The sequence below is a fragment of the Micromonospora sp. R311 genome (genome assembly GCF_056780015.1).
In genome coordinates this window covers 1-20,540 of sequence record NZ_JBSWCE010000054.1, presented here as the reverse complement: position 1 = coordinate 20,540, position 20,540 = coordinate 1, and the positions used below count along the sequence as shown (strand labels likewise).

Below are 20,540 nucleotides of genomic sequence, written 5' to 3'. Positions count from 1 at the left end.
CGGGAGGTAGCCAGGTCGAGCGCCCAGGTGGAGATCAACTGACCGGTTCCGCGCCTAGCGTCGGTGGCGTCAGATCCCACCTCCACGGGGAGTTCCACGTGTCCGTCGCACCTCCCGCGCACGCCGCCGCCGGCGTCGCCGTCACCGCCCGCGGCCTCACCAAACGGTACGGTTCGGGCCAGGCCTCCGTCGTCGCCCTGGACGGCGTCGACGTCGACTTCGCGGCCGGCCGGTTCACCGCCATCATGGGCCCGTCCGGCTCCGGCAAGTCCACCCTGATGCACTGCCTGGCCGGCCTGGACCGGCCCAGCGCCGGCGCGGTGCGCATCGGCGAGGCCGACCTCACCCGGCTGGACGACCGCCGGCTCACCCTGTTGCGCCGCGACCGGGTCGGCTTCGTGTTCCAGAAGTTCAACCTGCTTCCCGCGCTGAGCGCCGAGGAGAACATCGTGCTGCCGCTGGCCATCGCCGGCCGCCGCCCCGACCCCGGCTGGCTGCGCCAGGTGGTGGCCGCGGTGGGGCTGGCCGACCGGCTGCGGCACCGCCCGGCGGAACTCTCCGGCGGGCAGCAGCAGCGGGTGGCGGTGGCCCGCGCCCTGATCACCAAGCCCTGGGTGATCTTCGCCGACGAGCCCACCGGCAACCTGGACTCCCGCTCCGGCGCCGAGGTGCTGCGGCTGCTCCGCGAGGCGGTCGACACCCTCGGCCAGACCGTGGTGATGGTGACCCATGACCCGGTGGCCGCCGGACACGCCGACCGGGTGGTCTTCCTCGCCGACGGCCGGCTGGTGCGCGACCTCGCCACCCCCACCGCCGAGCGGGTCCTCGACGCGCTCGCCGGGCTCGACCCGGCCCGCGAGGCGGTGGCCCGGTGATCCGGCTGACCCTGCGTTCGCTGCGCGCCGAGGCGCTGCGCCTCCTACTCTCCGCGCTGGCCATCGTGCTCGGCGTGGCGTTCATCGCCGGCACGCTGATCTTCGTCGACGGCATGCGGGCCGGCGCGTACAACCGGGCCGCCGCCTTCGACCGGCACACCGACCTCGGCGTCTACGCCGACTCGGAACCGCTCCCGCCGGCCCTGGTCGACCGGGTGCGGGCCGTCGACGGGGTGACCGCCGCGGCGGGCGAACTGACCGGCTCCGGCGGGGTGGTCGGCGCCGACGGCCGGCCCGTCCTCGGCTACGCCGTGCTGGCCGCCATCCCGGTCGAGCCGGCCCTGCGCTCGTACGACGTGGTGGCCGGCCGGCTGCCGGACCGTCCCGGCGAGGTCGTGCTCGACGCACCGACGGCCGCCGCGGAGGGCTTCACCCTCGGCGCGCCGGTACGCGTCGGCGGCGCCGGGGGAGCGGCCCGCCCCTACACCCTGGTCGGCACGGTGGACGTGGCTGACACCGCGCGCGACATCGGCGGGCCGTTCATCGGCCTGGTCGGTCCGGACGCCCTCGCGGTCACCGGGGAGAAGGGATACGGTCGGATCATGGTGGCCGCCCGGCCCGGCGTGCCCGAGGCCGAGCTGGTCCGGGGAGTCGCCGCGGCGGCCGGTGCCGGCACGATCGTGAAGACCCGGCAGCAGATCCTCGACGACGCGGTCGACGATGCGGTCCGCAACCTCGAACAGTTCAACATGGTGCTGCTCACCTTCGCCGGGATCGCCGTGGTGGTGGCCGGGTTCGTCATCGCCAACACGTTCGCCATCGTGCTGGCCCAGCGGACCCGCCGGACCGCGCTGCTGCGGCTGGTCGGGGCGACCCGGGGGCAGTTGTTCCGCGCCGCGCTGCTGGAGGCGGCCGTGGTCGGGCTGGCCGCCTCCGCGGCCGGCGTGCTGATCGGGCTCGGGCTGGCCGCGGGCCTCGGCGAGCTGATGTCCCGGCTGGACGCGCCGGTCTCCGGCGGGCTCACCGTCACCACGCCGACCGTGCTGGTCAGCCTGGTGCTGGGCACCGCGATCACGGTCGGCGCGGCCCTGCTGCCGGCCTGGCGGGGCACCCGGGTCGCCCCGGTCGCCGCGCTCACCGACGCGGCGGTGCAGCCCACCCGCCGGGCCGGCCGGTCCCGGCTGGCCGTCGGCGCCGTGGTCTTCGCCGCCGGGATCGCCGCGCTGGTGGGCGCGGCGTTCGTCGCCCAGGTGGTGCTGGTCGCGGCCGGCGGGGTGCTGGCCTTCTTCGGCATCGTGCTGTTCGGGCCGGTGCTGGTGCCGGCCCTGGTGCGGGTGTTCGGTTGGCCGGCCCGCCGGCTGTTCGGGGCGACCGCCGGCCTGGCCGTGGCGAACGCGGTGCGCAACCCGCGCCGGATCGCCGCCACCGCCACCGCGCTGGTGATCGGGATCGGGCTGGTCTCCGCGTTCGTGGTCGGCGCCCGCAGCACCAAGGACGGCATCGAACGCAGCGTGGACGCCGAGATCGGGGTCGACCTCCTGGTCACCGGGATCGGGGGCGACCTGCCGGCGACGCTCGCCGGTGAGCTGCGCGCCCGGCCCGAACTCGGGGTGGTGCACGAGCAGCGCGGCGCGGTCTCCAACGGGATGCAGATCCGGGCCGCCCACCCGGCCCTGGTGGGCCGGACGCTCACCGGGGTGGTCGCGGGCGACCTCGACGGGTTCGGCCCCGGCACGGTGCTGGTGCACCGGGAACTGGCGCAGGCGCGCGGCTGGACGGCCGGCTCGACGGTCACCGTCCGCGGCCGGGCGCTGCGGGTCGCCGCCGTGGTCACCGACGACGGGTCGTCCCCGACCGGCGGCGCGGTGCCGGCCGGCCACGTGATCGACGTGGCGGACGACGACTTCACCGCGATCTTCCCGCACCAGCGGGGCTTTTTGGCCGAGGTGGTCCCGGCCGACGGGGTCTCCACCGACCGGGCCCGGGACGCCGTGGAGACGGTCCTGGCCCGGTACCCGACGGTCAACCTGATGGACCAGGGCGCGTACAAGGAGATGCTGACCGGCACGGTGGACATGCTGCTGGCCTTCGTCACCGCGCTGCTGGGGCTGGCCGTGGTGATCGCGCTGGTCGGAGTGGCCAACACGCTGAGCCTGTCGGTGGTGGAGCGCACCCGGGAGAACGCGGTGCTGCGGGCCGTCGGGCTGACCCGGGGCCGGATGCGCGCCATGCTGGCCGTCGAGGCGGTGCTGATGTCGCTGGTCGGCGCGGTGCTCGGGGTGGGGCTCGGCACCGGGGTCAGCGCCGCCGCGATGGCCCTGCTCGACCGGATGGGAGGCGACTTCCACCTGGTGCTGCCGCTGGGGCAGCTCGGCCTCATCCTCGCCGTCGCGGTGCTGGCGGCGCTGGGCGCCTCGGTGCTGCCGGCCCGCCGGGCGCTGGCCCGCCCGGTGGTGGAGGCGCTCGGCGACCAGTGACCCGCCGGGCTCCGGTGACATCCGCCGGCCGGTCCCGCCGCACGTCGCGGCGGCGGGACCGGCCAGCGGTGCCGGGTCCTGAGCGATCCCGGATCAGCCGGGCCGGCTGGCGGAACCAGCTACCTGCCTTCGACCATAGGGCGATCTTCGGCATCGTGAGTCCGTTTTGGGAATATCGGTGCGGGTGGTACGGCGGTGCCGGCCGGGGTCACTCGGCCGATTCGCCACCGCCCGGGTCGCCGGTCGGGCTGGTGCTCGGGTCCGGCGGCGGACTGGACGACGCGGACGTGGACGGCGAGGCGTCCGGGGTCGGCGTCGTCGCATCCGGCGTCGGCTCCGGGCTGCTGGTCTCGCTGGGCTGCGCGCTGGGGGTCGGGCTCACCGACGCCGAGGGCTTTCCGGTGGAGCCGGCCGGCCGGATCGGCCGGTTCGCCGGGTTGACCGGGGTGTCGTCGTCCGGCACCGGCAGCTCGGCGTCGCCGCTCGGCGCGGTGGCCGGCGCGGTGGTCGGCACCTTCACGGCCGGAGCGTCCGCCTCCCGGGCCGCGCTCAGCGCCACGCCGAGCGCGGTGAGGGCGACCAGCACGACTCCCGTCGCGCCGACCAGGGTGCCCCGCCGCCGGCGCCCGGTCGCGGCGCCGACCGCCGCCGGCATGTCGGTGCGGGTGTCCGGCCCGGCCTGGCGCAGGCCGGCCGCCCCCGCCGGCACCATGGCGGTGGGCGCGGACGGGTCGGAGACCGCCGCCCGGGCCGCCGCGGCCATCGCGGCGCCGCTGCTGAACCGGTCGGCCGGATCCTTGGCCAGGGCGCGCCCGACCAGCGCGCGGACCGCCTCCGGGATGTCGTGCGGCAGCTCCGGCGGCTCGTCGTCCAGGTGCCGCACGGCGACCTGGAGCGGGTTGTCCCCGGTGAACGGCGGGCTGCCGGTGAGGCAGCAGTACGCGACGGCGCCCAGGGCGTAGATGTCGGTGGCGCCGGAGACCGGCCGGCCGGCGGCCTGCTCGGGGGCCATGTAGAGCGCGGTGCCCGGCACCGCGTTGGTGCTGGTGATGCTGGTGACGTTGGTCGACCGGGCGACGCCGAAGTCGACCAGCACGACCGAGCCGTCCTCCTGCACCAGCAGGTTGCTCGGCTTCACGTCCCGGTGCACGATGCCGCCGGTGTGCGCGGCGTGCAGCGCCTGCGCCACCTGGGCGACGATCGACATCGTGTCGGCCACGTCCAACCGGCCGGCGGCCTCGATCCGCTTCGACAGCGGCTGGCCGGTGACGTACTCCATGACCAGGTAGTCGGCCCGGCTGCCGTCGGGCAGCTCGTCCTCGCCGCAGTCGAAGACCTGCACGATGCCGGGGTGCCGCAGCGCGGCCATGATCCGGGCCTCGGCGCGGAACCGGGCGATGAAGTCGGGGTCGGAGACCAGCGCCGGCAGCAGCACCTTGACCGCGACCGGACGGCCGAGGACCACGTCCGAGGCACGCCAGACGTCACCCATGCCGCCGGTGGCGACACGTTCGTCCAGGCGATAACGGCCGCTGAGCACGACCTCCGATGACAACACAGCAATACCGTACCCAGAGCGCTGCTGACGCACGCGTCGCGACCGGGCCGCGCGGCCCGCGGCGGGCCGGCCGGCGGGGGCGTCGCCACGTCGAGGTCCTCGATTATCCTGTGACGGGCCCGGCACCCGCCGTGACGGGAGCCGCCCGCACCGTGCCTGCGCTGGGCGGACGGCCCGGATTCGGGCGTCGCAGCGTCCCGCGGGCCCGGTGCGTTACGGCGACCCGCCGGCCGATCGGCTAGACAATTCTCACTCTTTTCCTTACCGTTGCCGACTTGTCCGATCAGCCCCCGCCTCCTAGCGTTAGCCCGACTCGGGCCCGCCCCACGGCTCCGCCGCGGCACCACGCCGCCGGCCGGTGCCCGTGGCGAGTGTCCAGACGTGCCGCCCGGGCCGTTGCGACCGCGGGTGCGAACAGGTCAGCGGGGGGCTGAGGGTGCGGGATCAGGTCCGGCTGCCGGACCGGACTGGCGTCGCGCACGCCGGATCCGGCGTGCGCCGCCGTGCCGTGCCCGCGATCCGGAGCCGGCGGACCCGTGAGCGGTGAGCTGACCGAGGCGGTCGTCGCCGCCCAGGCCGGCGACGAAGACGCGTTCCGCTTCCTCTACCGCAGCCTCCAGCCGGGCCTGCTCCGCTACCTCACCGCCCTGGTGGGTGCGGACGCCGAGGACGTCGCCTCGGAGACCTGGCTGCAGATCTCCCGCGACCTGCCCAGCTTCACCGGCGGCGAGTTCCGCGCCTGGACGGTGACGATCGCCCGCAACCGGGCCATGGACCACCTGCGCCGGCAGCGCCGGCGCCCGTCACTGCCCGTGCCCGTGCAGGCCCTCAGCGAGCTGGCCGGCGACGCCGACACCGCCGAGCGGGCCGGCGAGACGATCGGCACCGAGGCGGCGCTGGCGCTGATCTCGACCCTGCCGCCCCGGGAGGCGGAGGCCGTCCTGTTGCGTGCCGTCATCGGCCTGGACGCGGAGACCGCCGGCCGGGTGCTGGGGCGGCGGCCCGGGGCGGTACGCACCGCCGCGCACCGTGGACTGCGCCGGCTCGCCGCGATGATGGAACGCTACGACCCGGCCGAACCGCCGGCCGTACCGGAGGGCCCCGCCCCGCCCCGTCCGCGTAACGGGCGCCGGCAGGCCCCGCACGCCGAGCCGGCGGACGGTTGACGTGAGGGGATTCAGGATGAGCTTCCGCCGGTCCGGCCGGCCCGCCGACCGCACCGAGTCCGATCGGCTGCTCGACGCCGCCCGTCCCGGCGCTGGCGCCGGGACGGACCCGCTGGCCCGGTTGCTGTCCGCCGCGGCCGCTCCGGCCCGCCCCGGCGAGCTGGCGGGGGAGGAGGCGGCGATGGCCGCCTTCCGCGCGGCTCGAGCGGCCGGTCCGGCGTCGGCGCCGGAGCACATGCCGCGCCGCCGCGGGTTCACCGCCGGCGCGGTGGCCTGGATCGCTGGCATCGCGGCCACCGCGACCGCCGGCGCCGCCTTCGCCGCCGCCACGCTGGACCGCCCGCAGGATCCGACCCCGCCGCCCCGGCCCGCCACCCCGGCCCCGGAGCCGACCACCGGGCAGCCCGGCGGGCCGGCCACGTCCGCCGGTGGCGGGGCGCCCAGCCCGACGCCGCCCACCGCCGGGCCCGGCACCGCCGGGCCGTCGCCCGCCGGCGAGGAGCAGCTCACCGGGCTGTGTCGGGCGTACCTGGCCAGGCCGCCGGCGCAACGGGAGAAGGCGCTGGACACGCCGGTGTTCGGCGGGCTGGTGCGCGCCGCCGGTGGCCGGGACCGGGTCGAGGGCTACTGCCGGGACCGGGTGCCGGGCGCCGCAGAGCCGGAGAACTCGGTGAAGGCCACGCCGGAGAACACCGGGAAGGCCACGCCGGAGTCGTCCGAGAGACCCAGGCCGGGGAAGTCCCGGAACGGCAGCGCCGCCGAACCGGCCGTGCCCGCGTCCGCCCGGCAGGCCCGGCCCGCCGCCGGCCCGCAGGCCCGGCCCGCCGCCGGTCCGGCCGCCGGGCCCGCCGCGGGTCCGCAGGCCCGGCCGGCCGCCGGTCCGGGCGCTCGCCCCGGCGGGCCGCCCGGTCGGCCCGCCGCCCGCCCGGGCGGCTGAACGCCCGGCCCGTTTTCGTGCCGGCACCCGCCCGGATTCTGTTAGACAGGGGATGTCCCGACGCCCGCGCCCGGCGTTGTCGGTGGGTCGGGTTACGGTGGCTCCGGCCGGTTGATCGGGCAGGGGGAGGGGGCATCCCATGGTGACGTCGCCGGAGCTGGACCATTCCACCGTGCTGCGCGAGTCCGGCGCGGCCGTCCGGCACCTCGCGCGGATCTGCTTCAAGACCGGCCCACCGACCCGCACCGGCGTCGAACTCGAATGGACCGTGCACGACGCCGCCCACCCCGCCCGCCCGGTCGACGGCGAGCGGCTCCGGGCGGCGCTGGGGCGGCACAGCCCCGCCACCCTCGATCCCACCAGCCCCGCCGAGCAGCTCCGGCACGGCAGCACCGTGACCGTGGAGCCGGGCGGGCAACTGGAGATCTCCACCGCGCCGCGACCCTCGATCGCCGCGTTGATCCAGGCCACCGAGGCCGACATCGCCCAGCTCACCGGCCTGCTGGCCGCCGCCGGGCTGGCCCTCGGGCAGACCGGCATCGATCCCCACCGGGCTCCCCGTCCGGTCGTCGAGACGCCCCGCTACCGGGCCATGCGGCAGGTCTTCGACCGACGCGGCCCGGCCGGCCGGACCATGATGTACAGCACCGCCGGCCTGCAGGTCTGCCTGGACGCGGGCGAGCCGGAGCGGTTCGCCGCCCGCTGGGCGCTGGCGCACGCGGTGGGCCCGCCGCTGCTGGCCGCGTTCGCCACCGCGGACCGGCACGCCGGTCGGCCCACCGGCTGGGCGTCGGCCCGGATGGCGGCCTGGCTGACCATCGACCAGGCCCGCACCCGCCCGGTGTGGACGCCGCAGCGGCCCGACGTGGACCCGGTGGCGTCCTGGGCGGCGTACGTGCTCGAGGCGCCGCTGCTCTGCCTGCGCGGCGACGGCGCCGACTGGACGGCGCCGCCCGGGGTCACCTTCGCCGACTGGATCGGCGGCGCGCTGCCCCGCCCGCCCACCACCGACGACCTGGACTACCACGTCAGCACGCTCTTCCCGCCGGTGCGCCCGCGCGGCTACCTGGAACTGCGCTACCTCGACGCGCAGCCCGGCCAGGGCTGGACGCTGCCGCTGGCGGTGCTCGCCGCCCTGCTCAGCGGCCCCGACACGGTCGACGCGGCGCGGGCGGTCGCCGGGCCGGTGGCGCACCGCTGGCACGCCGCCGCCCGGCACGGCCTGCGCGATCCGGGCCTGGCCGCCGCCGCGGCGGCCCTGTTCGACCTGGCGCTGGCGGCGCTGCCCCGGCTCGACCTGCCGGCGGCGCTGCACGACGAGATCCACCGAGGCGTACGGCGGCGGCGCGCCGCCGCGGAGAGGGGGCACCGGTGACCGGAGCGATCGTGGGGCGGGACGGGGCGGAGCGGCTGCGCGGCCGGATCGCCGAGGAGTTGGCGCGCACCCGCGCCCGCACCGCGCTGCTGACCGAGGCGGTCGACGACGCCGACCTGGTGCGGCAGCACTCGCCGCTGATGTCCCCGCTGGTCTGGGACCTCGCCCACGTGGGCAACCAGGAGGAGCTCTGGCTGGTCCGGGACGTGGGCGGGCGACCGCCGGTCCGGCACGACATCGACGACCTCTACGACGCGTTCAAGCAGCCCCGCAAGGATCGCCCGTCCCTGCCGCTGCTGCCGCCGGCCGAGGCCCGCGCCTATGTCAGCACCGTCCGGGACAAGGTCTTCGACCTGCTGGACGGGATCCGGTTCACCGACCGGCCGCTGGTCGCCGACGGGTTCGCCTTCGGGATGATCGTGCAGCACGAGCAGCAGCACGACGAGACGATGCTCGCCACCCACCAGCTGCGCGCCGGCCCGGCGGTGCTGGACGCGCCGGCACCGCCCGAGCCGCGGGTGCGGGTCGGCGCCGAGGTGCTGGTCCCGGCCGGGCCGTTCACCATGGGCACCGACACCGACCCCTGGGCGCTGGACAACGAGCGCCCCGCCCACCGGGTCGAGCTGCCGGCGTACGTCATCGACGCCGCGCCGGTCACCAACGGCGCCTACCGCGCGTTCATCGCCGACGGCGGCTACGACGACCCGCGGTGGTGGACGCCGGAGGGCTGGCGGCACCGCACCGAGGCCGGGCTGACCGCGCCGATGCACTGGCGCCGCGACGGCGACGGCTGGGCCTACCGGCGTTTCGGCCGGTGGGCCCCGGTCCGCGACGACGAGCCGGTGGTGCACGTCTGTTTCCACGAGGCGCAGGCCTACGCGACCTGGGCGGGCCGGCGGTTGCCCACCGAGGCGGAGTGGGAGAAGGCGGCCCGCTGGGATCCGGCCACCGGCCGGTCCCGGCGCTACCCGTGGGGCGACGACGACCCCACCGCCGCGCACGCCAACCTGGACCAGCGGCACCTTTGGCCAGCGCCGGTCGGGGCCTACCCGGAGGGCGCCTCGCCGTTGGGCGTGCACCAGTTGATCGGCGACGTGTGGGAGTGGACCTCCAGCCCCTTCCGCGGCCACCCGGGCTTCACCGCGTTCCCCTACCGGGAATACTCCGAGGTCTTCTTCGGGGACGACTACCGGGTGCTGCGGGGCGGGTCGTTCGGCACCGACCGGGCTGCCTGCCGGGGCACCTTCCGCAACTGGGACTACCCGATCCGCCGGCAGATCTTCAGCGGCTTCCGCTGTGCCCGCGACGCCAGCGCCGAGGAGGCGCACGGGTGACGCCGGCACCCCTGGCGCGTACCACCGAACGGGTGGCGCGCGGGCGGGCCGCCCGGGGCCGACGGGCCGGCGGCGGCGTCGCCTGATGTGTCGCCACCTGGCCTACCTGGGGCCGCCGGTCAGCCTGCGGGAGCTGCTGTTCGACCCGCCGTACTCACTGCTGCGCCAGTCCTGGGCGCCGCGCGACATGCGCGGCGGCGGGACGATCAACGCCGACGGTTTCGGCATCGGCTGGTATCCCGGCGACGGCGACCCGGTGCGCTACCGGCGGGCCCAACCGATCTGGAGCGACCCGACGATCGCCCAGCTCGCCGCCGTCACCTCGGCCGGCGCGGTGCTGGCGGCGGTGCGCTCGGCCACGGTCGGCATGGCCGTGCTCGACAACGCCGCCGCGCCGTTCGCCGAGGGGCGGTGGCTGTTCAGCCACAACGGGGTGGTCCGTGGCTGGCCGGACTCGATGGTGCCGCTGGCCGCCGCGCTGCCCGTGCGCGACCTGCTCACGCTGGACGCGGCCACCGACTCGGCGCTGCTCTGGGCGCTGGTGCGGCACCGGCTGCGCGCCGGCGTGGACCCGGGCCGGGCGGTCGCCGAGACGGTCGCCGCGGCCGCCGCGGCCGCCCCTGGTTCCCGGCTCAACCTGCTGCTCACCGACGGGCGGACGGTGGTGGCCAGCGTGGCCGGGCACGCGCTGTCGATCCGCACCACACCGCGGTCGGTGCTGCTGGCGTCCGAACCGCACGACGACGAACCCGGCTGGCGGCCGGTGCCGGACGGGCACCTGGTGACCGGCACCGCGACCGAGGTGCGGCTGCGCGCCATCGGGCAGGTGTGACGGCCGTCCGGCCGGGGAGAGCAACGTGTCGCCCGAGTGAAGGGAAGCCCAGATGAGCACCGAGCCGTTGGAGATCTACCTCGAACAGCGGGATCTGGACCGCGGCCTGCGCCACGACGTGCGCGCCGGCCTGAGCGCTGATCCGAAGTGGCTGCCGCCCAAGTGGTTCTACGACGCCCGGGGCAGCGAACTGTTCGAGGAGATCACCCGGCTGCCGGAGTACTACCCGACGCGCGCCGAACGCGCCGTGCTGGCCGAGCGGGCCGACCGGGTGGCGGAGCTGACCGGGGCGAAGACCATGATCGAGCTCGGCTCCGGCTCGTCGGAGAAGACCCGGCTGCTGCTGGACGCCTTCACCCGCCGCGGCGGGCTCGGCACCTTCGTGCCGCTGGACGTCTCGGTCAGCGCACTGCGCCAGTCCACCGCCGAGATCGCCGCCGACTATCCCGCGCTGCGGGTACGCGGCATCGTCGGGGACTTCACCCGTCACCTCGACCGGCTGCCGACCGGCGGGCGTCGGCTGGTGGTGTTCCTCGGCGGCACCATCGGCAACCTGCTGCCGGCCGAGCGGGCCCGGTTCCTGGCCGACACCCGGGCCGCCCTGGAGGTGGGCGACTGGCTGCTGCTCGGCACCGACCTGGTCAAGGACCCGTCCGTGGTGGTGCCGGCGTACGACGACGCGGCCGGGGTGACCGCCGAGTTCAACCGCAACGTGCTGCGGGTGATCAACCGGGAGCTGGGCGCGGACTTCGACCCGGAGGCGTTCGACCACGTGGCCCGCTGGGACCCGGAGCGGGAGTGGATCGAGATGCGGCTGCGGGCCCGCCGGCCGATGCGGGTGCGGGTGCTCGACCTGGACCTCCGGTTCGCCGCCGGGGAGGAACTGCGCACCGAGGTCTCGGCGAAGTTCCGCCCGCCGGGGATCGCCGCGGAACTGGCCACGGCCGGCTTCGCCGTCGAGGAGTTCTGGACCGACCCGGACGGCCTGTTCGGCGTCACCCTGGCCCGGGCCGACTGAGCGGGTGAGCATCTCCACCCGCGCGGCCGGCCGCGCCGTGATCGGCTAGGCTGGCGGCGCGAAGGGGAGTAGCCCCCAATGTCGTGGTCGACACACTGGTGCGTTCCGCATCCGGCCACGCGGCCCGGCCGACGGCGGGGCGGGCGAGACCTTCGACCCAGGCTGTCGCAGCCGGGTCGAGGGCACCCCTGTACCTCCTCCCGGCGTGGACCGGAAGGATGTCATGGAGGGTTTCCTCGTCGCGCTGGTGGTCAGCTTCGGCGTCATCTTCGTCGCCGAGCTGGGCGACAAGTCCCAGTTGATGGCGCTGACCTTCGCCACCCGTTTCAAGCCGCTGCCGGTGCTGATCGGGATCACCGTGGCCACCGCCGTGGTGCACCTGGCCTCGGTGGCGATCGGGTACGGCCTAGGCGCCACGCTGCCGACCGGCTGGATCTCGCTGCTCGCCGGTCTGGCGTTCCTCGGCTTCGGGGCGTGGACCCTGCGCGGGGACACCCTCACCGAGCAGGAGCGGCGCAAGGCCGAGAAGACCAGCAAGTCCGCCATCGTCGCGGTGTCGGTCGCGTTCTTCCTGGCCGAGCTGGGCGACAAGACGATGCTGGCCACCATCACCCTGGCCACCAAGTACGGCTGGTTCGGCACCTGGCTCGGCTCCACGGTGGGCATGGTGGCGGCGGACGCGCTGGCCATCCTGGTCGGCCGGTTGCTCGGCCGGAAGCTGCCGGAGCGGGCCATCCGCTACGGCGCCGCGGTGCTCTTCGCCATCTGCGGGCTCTGGCTGATCCTGGAGGCGGTGGCGCAGCTGCGCTGAGCGCCGACCACCCGCACCTGTGCGGGTTAACGACCGCGGTGGGCTGCGGCAGCCGCGATCATCCTGCTGCGCCAGCTGCTGTGGGCCGCGCTGACCACGGCCGGCCCGCCCTCGCCGCGACTATCGCCGCCGCCCTGCGGGCACCGGGATCGCCACCTACCGTGAGCGGTAGGAGGCGAAAGCGGAGAAAGCGGGAGGATAAACACATGAGCAAGCACGACGAGCCGAACGAGTACGGGTTCGCCGGCGGCGCCACCGCCCCCGAGCCGCCACCCGGCGGGCGGATCGACGAGCAGGACCGGGCCGAGGAGGTGGCGGTGCCGGGCGACGATCTGACCGAACCGGCGGCCGACGCGCTCGCCGACGAGGCCGAGCGGCGGGCGCCGGCCGACCGGCGCCACTGAGGCGTACGCGGCGGGGCGGGCGGCACCGGCCGCGCGCCCCGCCGCGGCTCAGCCGTCGGGGCCGCTGGAAGACGTACGGCACGCCGTCCCGGGCGGCGTCGACCCGCTCCCTCGCGGCGACCGGGGTGGTGACCAGGGCGCCAGGTCGGTGCCGCACACCGGGACCCCGGCGAACAGGGCGAGGACCGCACCGGCGAGGCCGGCCCGGACCCGGCCGCCGACGGTGCTCCGGGCGCCCGGGGAGACGTGCGTGCGCGGTTTCCGGTCGCCGCTTACCGGCGCCGTGAACCATCCGGCCACGGTGGCACGCACGCCCGCGAGGTGCATCAGGGCCCAGGCGGCCAGCGCCGGCGGGACGAGCGCCGCCACCACGTCCGGCCTGCGCCAGCAGGCCGAAGAGCGCGCCGCTCAGCGCCTCGCCCGGCGGAAGCCGGAATGACCGGCCCATCGTCTCCGACCCGATCCGGGACGGGCAGCGCCCAACTTGCGGGCGGCCGCTCCGGCGCCGGTCGGTTCTTTCCGACGTCCCGGGCGGCTTTTCTGCCGCCGGGGCGATGCCGAACGACCACTTCTCGGGTTGGTAATTCCGGGCGTGCGTTCTCGCGAGGCGAAAACAGATAACTCCGGACATAAGGCGTAAGAGCCGCTTTAATGGTTTCACGAGATTAAGTCGACCTTGGGGGTTTTTCGTGAAGTTCTTTGGCGTTACCGGCCTGGTACGGAGGCGCGCCTGATGGACCTGTACCGCCAACTTCGCCTGGTCCGCCAGCACTGGTGGATCGTCCTGGTGACGGTCATGGTGGCCCTCGGGGTGACCGCGCTCGTCACGGTCCGGGCCGAGCCCCGCTACGTCGCCTCGGTGACCTTCTTCGTCACCACGCCGAGCCAGGGCGTCACCGACGCCTACCAGGGCGGCCTGCTGATGCAGCAGCGCGTGAAGTCCTACGCCGAGCTGTTGACCAGCGACCGGCTGGCGCAGGCCGTGGTGGCCGAGAACGCGGTCGGGCTGACCGCGGAGGAGGTCCAGCGCCGGGTCAGCACCTCCACCGAGACCGGCACGGTGCTGCTGCGGGCGTCGGTGACCGACACCGACCAGACCCGCGCGCTGCGGGTCAGCGAGACGCTGTCGGCGAAGTTCGTCGAGCTCGTGCAGAAGGTCGAGACGCCGGCGAACGGCCAGGCCGGCCCGATCAAGATCGAGGTGGTCAGCGGACCCCGGGTCAGCTCCAGCCCGGTCTCACCGCAGCCCGTCCGCAACTTCGCCATCGGCACCCTGCTGGGGCTGCTCTGCGGGGTGGGCCTGGCGATCCTGCGCGGGCTGGCCGACGTGCGGCTGCGCGACGCGGCGACCCTGCAGCGGACCACCGGCAGCCCGCTGCTCGGCGAGATCCCGTTCGAGGGCAGCGCCCGGTCCGAGCCGCTGATCGTCGGCGAGGCGGTGAACTCGGCCCGGGCCGAGGCGGTCCGCAAGCTCCGTACCAACCTGCGCTTCGTCGACGTGCACGAGCCGGCCCGGGTGATCGCCGTGACCAGCGCGTTGCAGGGGGAGGGGAAGACCACGCTCTCCTGCAACCTGGCCATCGCGCTCGCCGAGGCGGGCTGGCGGGTGCTGCTCGTCGACGCCGACCTGCGCCGGCCCAAGGTCGACGAATACCTGGGCCTGGACGCCGGCGTCGGCCTCACCGACGTGCTGGTCGGCGACGTGCAGGTGGGGGACGTGGTGCAGCGCTGGGGCGACAAGTCCCTGCTGGTGCTGCCCAGCGGCTCGGCGCCGCCGAACCCCAGCGAGCTGCTCGGCTCCAAGGCGATGTCGGACCTGCTGCTGGCGCTGCGGGAGTCGGCGGACATCGTCATCATCGACACCGCGCCGCTGCTCGCCGTCACCGACGGCGTGGTGGTGGCCGTGCAGGCCGACGGCGCGCTGCTCGTCTCGCAGCAGGGTCGGACCTCGCGCACCCAGGTGGCCGCCGCCGCCCGCGCGCTGAACTCGGTCTCGGTCCGCCTGCTCGGCTGCGTGCTGAACATGGCCAAGGTGCCGAAGACCGAGGCGTACCAGTACGAGGCCTACCGGGTGGTCGCCTCGACCCCCACCGCCTCCGTGCCGGCGGACCGGGCCGCCAGCGGCCGGCACGCCGAGCGCGCGGCCGCCGGTGTCCCGGACCGTACGCAGGAACTCACCCGGCTGCCCCGATGAGCGCGGCGAGGGGTCGTAGGGACCGTTCGATCTCCTCGGCACAGCCTCGGAAGTCGGCGGCGGTGCCGCCGATCGGGTCCAGCAGGTCGTCCGTACCGGGGGCGGCGGGTTGCAGCCGCCCCCGGGCCCGGGCGGCCGCCACCACGGCGGCCTGCAACGAGTCGTCGGCCAGGTCCTCCGGCGGCTCGGCCGCCGCGGCCAGCCGGCCGAACTGGCGCAGGGTGAAGGTGCGGTGCAGCACCGCCGGCGCCATCGCGGTGCACACCGACCGCTGCCGCCGGGTCGAGGTCAGCACCAGCGTGGCGCCCTCCAGGTATTCCGGCCGCAGCAACCGGCTGCGGAACCCCGACGGGTCCGCGCCGGTCTCCGCCGCCACCTCGGCGGCGTACGGGTGCATGGCCAGACCCTCGACGGCGTCGGTGCCGGCGCTGGAGACGGTGACCGGCCGGTCGGCCAGCAGCCGCCGGGCCAGGTATTCGGCCATCGGCGACCGGCACAGGTTGGCGTGGCAGACGAACAGCACCCGGTCGGTCATCTGGACCCCTCTCGTCGGCGCGGTCGCGGCGCGGGTCGTCGCGACGGCGGCCGGCCGGGGACGGCCGACCGCGGAGGGGTTGTCGGCATCGTACGCGGGTCGGACCCCCACCACCGGTGGTGCCGCGCCGAGCCGTCCGCTCCGGACGGGGGTGACCCGGTGAGGATCGGCATCCTGTCGTACCACTTCCCGCCGGAGCCGGCCTTCATCCCGGGCAGCCTGGCCGAGGAGTTGGCCGCCCGGGGCCACGAGGTCCGGGTGCTCACCGGCTTCCCGGACTACCCGGGCGGGTACGTCTATCCCGGGTGGCGCCAGCGCTGGCAGCACGAGACGCGCAGCGAGCGGCTCACCGTCCGGCGGGTGCCCCGGTACGCCGGCGGGGACGCCTCGGTGCGGGCCCGGATGGCCGGCTACCTCTCGTTCGCCGGCAGCGCCCTGGTGGCCGGGCGGCGGTACCTCGCCGAGGTGGACGCGCTCTACGTCCACCAGCCGCCGGCGACCGCGTTCGCCGCGGCCGGGCTGCTGCGCCTGCTCGGCCGGGTGCCGACCGTCCTGCACGTGCCGGACGTCTGCGCCCAGGACGAGCCGGGCGCCGACGGGCGGTGGGCCGGGCGGATCGGCGCGGCGATGGCGCGTACCTACCGGGCCGCCGACGCGATCGCGGTGGCCGCGCCGTCGCTGCGGGATCCGGTGCTCGCCGCCGGCGCGGATCCGGCCCGGGTCCGGGTGGTGCTCAACTGGACCGACGAGCGGATCTTCCGCCCCGCCCGGCCCAGCGCCGCCGCCCAGCGACTGGTCCGCCGGGAGGGCCGGTGCGTGGTGATGCACGCCGGGACCATCGGATCCCGGCAGGGCCTGGAGACCGCGGTCCGGGCGGCGGCCGCGCTGGACAGCACGATGGACCTGGTCCTGGTGGGCTCGGGTGCGCAGGAGCGGCGGGTGCGGGGGCTCGCCGCCGAGTTGCGGGCCGACAACGTGCGCTTTGTCGAGCGCCGGTCGCCGTTGGACATGCCGGACCTGTACGCCGCCGCCGACTACCAGCTGGTCATGCTGCGTGACCTGCCGGAGCTGCGGGCCACGGTGCCGGGCAAGCTCCAGGCGGCCTTCTCCTGCGCGGCGCCGGTCGTCGCGTCGGCCGGTGGGGACACCGCCCGGCTGGTCGAGCGGGCCCGGGCCGGGCTCTCCTGCCCGCCGGAGGACTGGGCCGCGCTGGCGGACCGGTTCTGGCTGGCCGCCACCATCCCGCCGGCCGCCCGGGTCGACATGGGCCGGCGGGGCCGGGAGGCGTACCTGCGGGAGATGTCGCTGAACGCCGGGGTCGAGCGGATCGAACGGTTGCTGTACGACGCCGTGGCGGCCCGGTCCGCCACCCGCTGACCGGCGAGCGATCCTCGCATACGCCTCAGACCGTCATTTCCGGCATAGACCGCTCGTTACGTGCTAAGAACGTCAGAGAAATCGTGCCCTTCTGTCCGATTTCGGAAACGGAGATGGTGTGACAGAGAGCGAAAGCCCGGGCCGCCGGCGCAGCCGGTCCCGGCGGCGCCGGCGCGCCCGGCTGCGCCGCGCCCTGCTCAGCGCCCTGGTGGTCGGCTCGCTGCTGCTGGTCTCCGCCGGCTGGGTGGGGTTCCGGGGCTGGCAGGCCCGCGCCCACCTGCTCAACGCCGCCGGGCTGGCCCGGGAGCTGAGCGCCCAGGTCGTCGGTGGGGACACCGCGCGGGCGCAACGCACCCTCGCCGCGTTGCAGGAGCAGTCCGCGGCCGCGCGCGACGCGACCGCCGACCCGGGCTGGTGGGTCGGCCGGCGGGCGCCGTTCGCGGGCGACGACCTGGCCGCCGTACGCCAGATCTCGATCGCGATCGACGACCTGGCCCGACGGGCGTTCCCGAGCCTGCTCCGCACCGACCTCGGCGGCCTCGTGCCGACCGAGGGGCAGCTGGACGTGGCCCGGCTGCGCTCGCTCTCCACCGAACTGTCCACGGTGCACCAGACCGTGCGGGACACCCGGACCAGCCTCGCCAAGGTGCCCGTCGACGATCTGGTCAGCCAGATCCGACAGGCGCTCACCGACCTGCGCGGCGAGATCGACCGGCTGGCGGACCTCACCGCGGCCGCGGACCAGGCCGCCCGGCTGCTGCCGCCCCTGCTCGGCGTCGACGGCCCGCGCCGCTACCTGCTGGTCTCCCAGAACAACGCGGAGCTGCGGGCCACCGGCGGGATGATCGGCGCGTACGCCGTCCTGCACGCCGACGGCGGCCGGGTGCGGATGGGTAAGCAGGGCAGCAGTTCCCAGCTGGGTCGCTTCACCCCGGCGCTGAAGATCCCCGCCGAGGTGCGCCGGCTCTGGGCCGACCTGCCCGGCATCTACCCGGCGGACGTCAACCTGAGCCCGCACTTCCCGACCGCCGCCAACCTGTACCGCGAGATGGTCCGTCGGCGTACCGGCATCGAGGTGGACGGCGTGCTCGCGGTCGACCCGGTGGTGCTGTCGTACCTGCTCAAGGCGACCGGGCCGGTGCTGGTGCCCGGGCACGCGCCGCTGGACAGCGAGACCGCCGTGCGGACCCTGCTCAGCGACAGCTACCAACGGCTCGACACCCGGCAACAGGACGCGTACTTCGCGGCCGCCGCGGCTGCGGTCTTCGACAGCTTCTTCAAGAAGAATGTCAACCCGAAGGTGTTGTTGTCCGTATTTGACCGTGCTGTCCGGGAACGCCGGATATTGTTCTGGAGTGCCCGTCCGGAGGAACAGCGGACGTTCGGCGACAGCCGGATGGCCGGGACGCTTCCGGAGCAGGACACCGTGCCGACGGTCGGCGTGTTCCTCAACGACGGCAGCGGCGCGAAGCTCGGCTACCACCTGCGTCCGGCGGCGGACCTGGCGGTCGGCGACTGCCGGCCCGACGGGCGCCGTCAGCTCCGGCTGCGGGTCACCCTGCGCTCGACGGCGCCGAAGACCGGTCTCACCAAGTCGGTCCTCGGCCTCGGCCTGGCGGGCGACCCGTACACCGCACGGACCTTCGTGTCGGTGTACAGCCCCGCCGGTGGGTCGGTGATCGACGCTCGCCTCGACGGTGTCGAGGTGGTGCTCGGCTCCGGCACCGAACGGCGTCGCCAGGTGGCCACGGCCATGGTCGACGTCGCCCCGGGAGCCTCCCGCACGTTGGAGGTCACCGTACTGACGGCGAAGACCGGCGCCGGAGCGGCCGAGCTGTGGCTCACGCCCACCGCCACCCCATGGACCACCCAAGTTGTTACCGCACAAAGCTGTGACCAGTAGGAGGGAACCAACATGCGGCTATCCCGCATCATCATGGCGCTCACGGTCGGTCTGGCCGTGGTGGCCGTGCCGACCGCAGCGGGGGCGGCGCAGCCGCAGCCGGCGCCCACGCTGACGGACACGCCCCAACCACCGGCATATCCGCCGGGCGGAGTGGCGACGCTCAGCGTCAACCGGACGACCATCACCCTCGGTGAGACCGTCGTCCTCACGGGCCGGAACTTCGGCCGCAACGAGCGCGTGACCATCGTGGTCAGCGTCGCCCCGCTCGCCGCCCCGGCCCCCGGCCAGGCGCGTCGCAGCGACGGCAGCACGGTCGCGATGGCTCCGGTGGCGTTCCAGGCCAGCGCCCCGCTGACCTTCTACGCGCACACCAACTCCCGGGGCCGGTTCACCGTGCCGTACAAGCCGTCGATCACGGGTCTGCTGACCTTCACCGCGACCGGCGACGAGTCCGGCCGTACGGCCTCCGCCGAGGTCCGGGTGCTGCCCCGGCGCCCGGGCCAGCAGCCGCTGCCGGTCACCGGCGACAGCCTGGGTACGCCGATGAAGCTCGGCGGCGGCCTGGTGGGCGCCGGCGCGGTACTGCTGCTCATGACGCTGGCCTGGCGTCGGCGTCGCCTCGGCGGAGCGGCGCGCTGACGGGCTGACCATCCCGGGCAGGGCCCGGACACCCATGGGGCTGGCGCCCGTCGGAACCTTCCGGCGGGCGCCAGCCCTTGTCTTCGGTCCTTGCGTGCGGGTGTGCTTCCGGCCGCCTCCGCGCCGTCCGTCGGGTCCAAGGTCCGGGGTCGGTCGCGGTTGGGGTGTTTCCCGCCGTGCCCGGCTCCGGGCGGTCAGGTTTGATTCCTGCGCCCGGCACGGCGGGCCGCACCCTCGCCGCTACGGGCACCGTGCCCGATTCACCGAGCAGGGCGACCCGACGACGTCAACCACCACTCGCCACCGGGGGCCACATCGCGGAAAGAGCGTGATACCTCAGAGTCATCAAAATGCCTCTCAGGTATCACCGCCAAGAGACACCATGCCAACCCGCAACGACACGCCCATCCGACGACGCCGACCGAAGTTAGAGCAGCCTGAACGCGCGTGGTCTGTCGGGTGGTGGGGTGGGTGTCGGGTTTGTGGGTGTGACCGGGTGCGTCCGGGTGGTGGAATCGGGGGCGGGTCGGGGGCGTTACATCATGCGGACGATCGAGCAAGAGCCCGCGCCGCCTGATCGGGTGCGGGGCCGGGCCGCGGAATGGTGGCGGGCCGCCGGTCGTTACACATGGTCGCGGCGCCGCAAGGGCACCCCCGCCCGCGAGCGTCGGATCTTTCCCCCAAGACTTTCGAGCGCCGGACGGTGCTTGCGCCACCACGCCCTCCCCCTGGGCTGGTGGCGTCGACCCCCAAGGAGCTTCGTGATGAACACGATCATGCGTAAGGGCGTTCTCGGTGTTGCTGGTCTGGCCTTCGCCGGTGGTGTGTTCGCTGGTCCGGCTACCGCGCAGGCTGCTCCGGTCGAGCAGGCGGTTGCCGTGGTGCAGGCCGACAAGGCCGACAAGGGCAAGCTGATTCCGCACGGTGTGCAGGGCAAGCAGTCGCACATCACGCTGGGCGACGAGCAGATCGCGAATGTGAAGGCGATCATCGCGGCGACCAAGAAGTCCGACATGGACGAGCGCGCCGCCGTGGTGGCCATCGCCACCGCGCTGCAGGAGTCGAAGCTGGAGAACCTGGGTCACCTGGGTGAGCGCAACGA

16 protein-coding genes and 1 pseudogene are annotated in these 20,540 nt (G+C 75.1%); 15 read left to right on the top strand and 2 right to left on the bottom strand.

Translation table 11 applies throughout. From position 1 onward, the window contains the following. The first annotated feature begins 98 nt into the window (after nucleotides 1-98). Both AC1WTP_RS31375 and AC1WTP_RS31370 read left to right on the top strand, forming a co-directional pair. Nucleotides 99-875 (top strand): ABC transporter ATP-binding protein, encoded by a 777-nt coding sequence (locus AC1WTP_RS31375; protein WP_481652852.1) that lies wholly within the window; start codon nucleotides 99-101, stop codon nucleotides 873-875. Continuing rightward, entirely contained in the window at nucleotides 872-3,352 is a 2,481-nt protein-coding gene (locus AC1WTP_RS31370; RefSeq protein WP_481652851.1) for an ABC transporter permease, read from the top strand. Before AC1WTP_RS31375 ends, AC1WTP_RS31370 begins: the two co-directional genes overlap by 4 nt. Nucleotides 3,353-3,560: 208 nt before the next feature. Here AC1WTP_RS31370 and AC1WTP_RS31365 read toward each other — a convergent pair whose 3' ends face one another. Next, nucleotides 3,561-4,910: a serine/threonine-protein kinase gene (locus AC1WTP_RS31365; RefSeq protein ID WP_481652850.1), complete on the bottom strand. Its 1,350-nt coding sequence runs from the start codon at nucleotides 4,908-4,910 to the stop codon at nucleotides 3,561-3,563. A gap of 536 nt (nucleotides 4,911-5,446) precedes the next feature. On the opposite strand from AC1WTP_RS31365, the gene AC1WTP_RS31360 reads away from it, so the two are divergent. The 9 genes from AC1WTP_RS31360 to AC1WTP_RS31320 all read left to right on the top strand — a co-directional run bounded on the left by AC1WTP_RS31360 (nucleotide 5,447) and on the right by AC1WTP_RS31320 (nucleotide 14,981). Then, on the top strand, nucleotides 5,447-6,076 hold the full coding sequence (locus tag AC1WTP_RS31360; protein ID WP_481652849.1) for an RNA polymerase sigma factor: 630 nt from the start codon (nucleotides 5,447-5,449) through the stop codon (nucleotides 6,074-6,076). 16 nt (nucleotides 6,077-6,092) lie between these two features. Then, nucleotides 6,093-7,013: a hypothetical protein gene (locus tag AC1WTP_RS31355; protein WP_481652848.1), complete on the top strand. Its 921-nt coding sequence runs from the start codon at nucleotides 6,093-6,095 to the stop codon at nucleotides 7,011-7,013. A gap of 139 nt (nucleotides 7,014-7,152) precedes the next feature. Continuing rightward, a complete protein-coding gene (gene egtA / locus AC1WTP_RS31350) occupies nucleotides 7,153-8,388 on the top strand; it encodes an ergothioneine biosynthesis glutamate--cysteine ligase EgtA (RefSeq protein ID WP_481652847.1) in 1,236 nt (411 codons plus the stop codon). Nucleotides 8,389-8,396: 8 nt separating this feature from the next. Continuing rightward, complete coding sequence (egtB, locus tag AC1WTP_RS31345; RefSeq protein WP_481652866.1) at nucleotides 8,397-9,722, top strand: ergothioneine biosynthesis protein EgtB; 1,326 nt, start codon at nucleotides 8,397-8,399, stop codon at nucleotides 9,720-9,722. A gap of 85 nt (nucleotides 9,723-9,807) precedes the next feature. Beyond that, nucleotides 9,808-10,554 (top strand): ergothioneine biosynthesis protein EgtC, encoded by a 747-nt coding sequence (gene egtC, locus AC1WTP_RS31340; protein ID WP_481652846.1) that lies wholly within the window; start codon nucleotides 9,808-9,810, stop codon nucleotides 10,552-10,554. 52 nt (nucleotides 10,555-10,606) lie between these two features. Next, entirely contained in the window at nucleotides 10,607-11,572 is a 966-nt protein-coding gene (gene egtD, locus AC1WTP_RS31335) for an L-histidine N(alpha)-methyltransferase (RefSeq protein ID WP_481652845.1), read from the top strand. A gap of 223 nt (nucleotides 11,573-11,795) precedes the next feature. Next, nucleotides 11,796-12,383, top strand: a complete 588-nt coding sequence (locus AC1WTP_RS31330) for a TMEM165/GDT1 family protein (RefSeq protein WP_481652865.1) — start codon at nucleotides 11,796-11,798, stop codon at nucleotides 12,381-12,383. Between the two features lie 206 nt (nucleotides 12,384-12,589). Next, nucleotides 12,590-12,787, top strand: a complete 198-nt coding sequence (locus AC1WTP_RS31325; protein WP_481652844.1) for a hypothetical protein — start codon at nucleotides 12,590-12,592, stop codon at nucleotides 12,785-12,787. A gap of 733 nt (nucleotides 12,788-13,520) precedes the next feature. Then, nucleotides 13,521-14,981, top strand: coding sequence for a tyrosine-protein kinase domain-containing protein (locus tag AC1WTP_RS31320; RefSeq protein ID WP_481652843.1), 1,461 nt, complete (start codon nucleotides 13,521-13,523; stop codon nucleotides 14,979-14,981). On the opposite strand, the gene AC1WTP_RS31315 is transcribed toward AC1WTP_RS31320, so the two are convergent. After that, nucleotides 14,962-15,516: an arsenate reductase/protein-tyrosine-phosphatase family protein gene (locus AC1WTP_RS31315; protein WP_481652842.1), complete on the bottom strand. Its 555-nt coding sequence runs from the start codon at nucleotides 15,514-15,516 to the stop codon at nucleotides 14,962-14,964. The two genes, AC1WTP_RS31320 and AC1WTP_RS31315, sit on opposite strands and share 20 nt — an antisense overlap. A 159-nt stretch (nucleotides 15,517-15,675) precedes the next feature. Between AC1WTP_RS31315 and AC1WTP_RS31310 the strand changes: the two genes are divergently transcribed. The 4 genes and pseudogenes from AC1WTP_RS31310 to AC1WTP_RS31295 all read left to right on the top strand — a co-directional run. After that, nucleotides 15,676-16,893 (top strand): glycosyltransferase family 4 protein, encoded by a 1,218-nt coding sequence (locus tag AC1WTP_RS31310; protein WP_481652841.1) that lies wholly within the window; start codon nucleotides 15,676-15,678, stop codon nucleotides 16,891-16,893. 118 nt (nucleotides 16,894-17,011) lie between these two features. Next, a complete protein-coding gene (locus AC1WTP_RS31305) occupies nucleotides 17,012-18,796 on the top strand; it encodes a DUF4012 domain-containing protein (RefSeq protein WP_481652840.1) in 1,785 nt (594 codons plus the stop codon). Between the two features lie 12 nt (nucleotides 18,797-18,808). Then, nucleotides 18,809-19,438: a hypothetical protein gene (locus AC1WTP_RS31300; protein WP_481652839.1), complete on the top strand. Its 630-nt coding sequence runs from the start codon at nucleotides 18,809-18,811 to the stop codon at nucleotides 19,436-19,438. Between the two features lie 764 nt (nucleotides 19,439-20,202). Beyond that, a pseudogene (locus tag AC1WTP_RS31295) lies at nucleotides 20,203-20,540 on the top strand (hypothetical protein); the annotation flags it as partial.

Bases quoted from the DNA above. Each gene is read 5' to 3' on its own strand.
- AC1WTP_RS31355 (WP_481652848.1), top strand. From the start codon at position 6,093: ATGAGCTTCCGCCGGTCCGGCCGGCCCGCCGACCGCACCGAGTCCGAT.
- egtA (WP_481652847.1), top strand. From the start codon at position 7,153: ATGGTGACGTCGCCGGAGCTGGACCATTCCACCGTGCTGCGCGAGTCC.
- egtC (WP_481652846.1), top strand. From the start codon at position 9,808: ATGTGTCGCCACCTGGCCTACCTGGGGCCGCCGGTCAGCCTGCGGGAG.
- egtD (WP_481652845.1), top strand. From the start codon at position 10,607: ATGAGCACCGAGCCGTTGGAGATCTACCTCGAACAGCGGGATCTGGAC.
- AC1WTP_RS31330 (WP_481652865.1), top strand. From the start codon at position 11,796: ATGGAGGGTTTCCTCGTCGCGCTGGTGGTCAGCTTCGGCGTCATCTTC.
- AC1WTP_RS31325 (WP_481652844.1), top strand. From the start codon at position 12,590: ATGAGCAAGCACGACGAGCCGAACGAGTACGGGTTCGCCGGCGGCGCC.
- AC1WTP_RS31320 (WP_481652843.1), top strand. From the start codon at position 13,521: ATGGACCTGTACCGCCAACTTCGCCTGGTCCGCCAGCACTGGTGGATC.
- AC1WTP_RS31315 (WP_481652842.1), bottom strand. From the start codon at position 15,516: ATGACCGACCGGGTGCTGTTCGTCTGCCACGCCAACCTGTGCCGGTCG.
- AC1WTP_RS31300 (WP_481652839.1), top strand. From the start codon at position 18,809: ATGCGGCTATCCCGCATCATCATGGCGCTCACGGTCGGTCTGGCCGTG.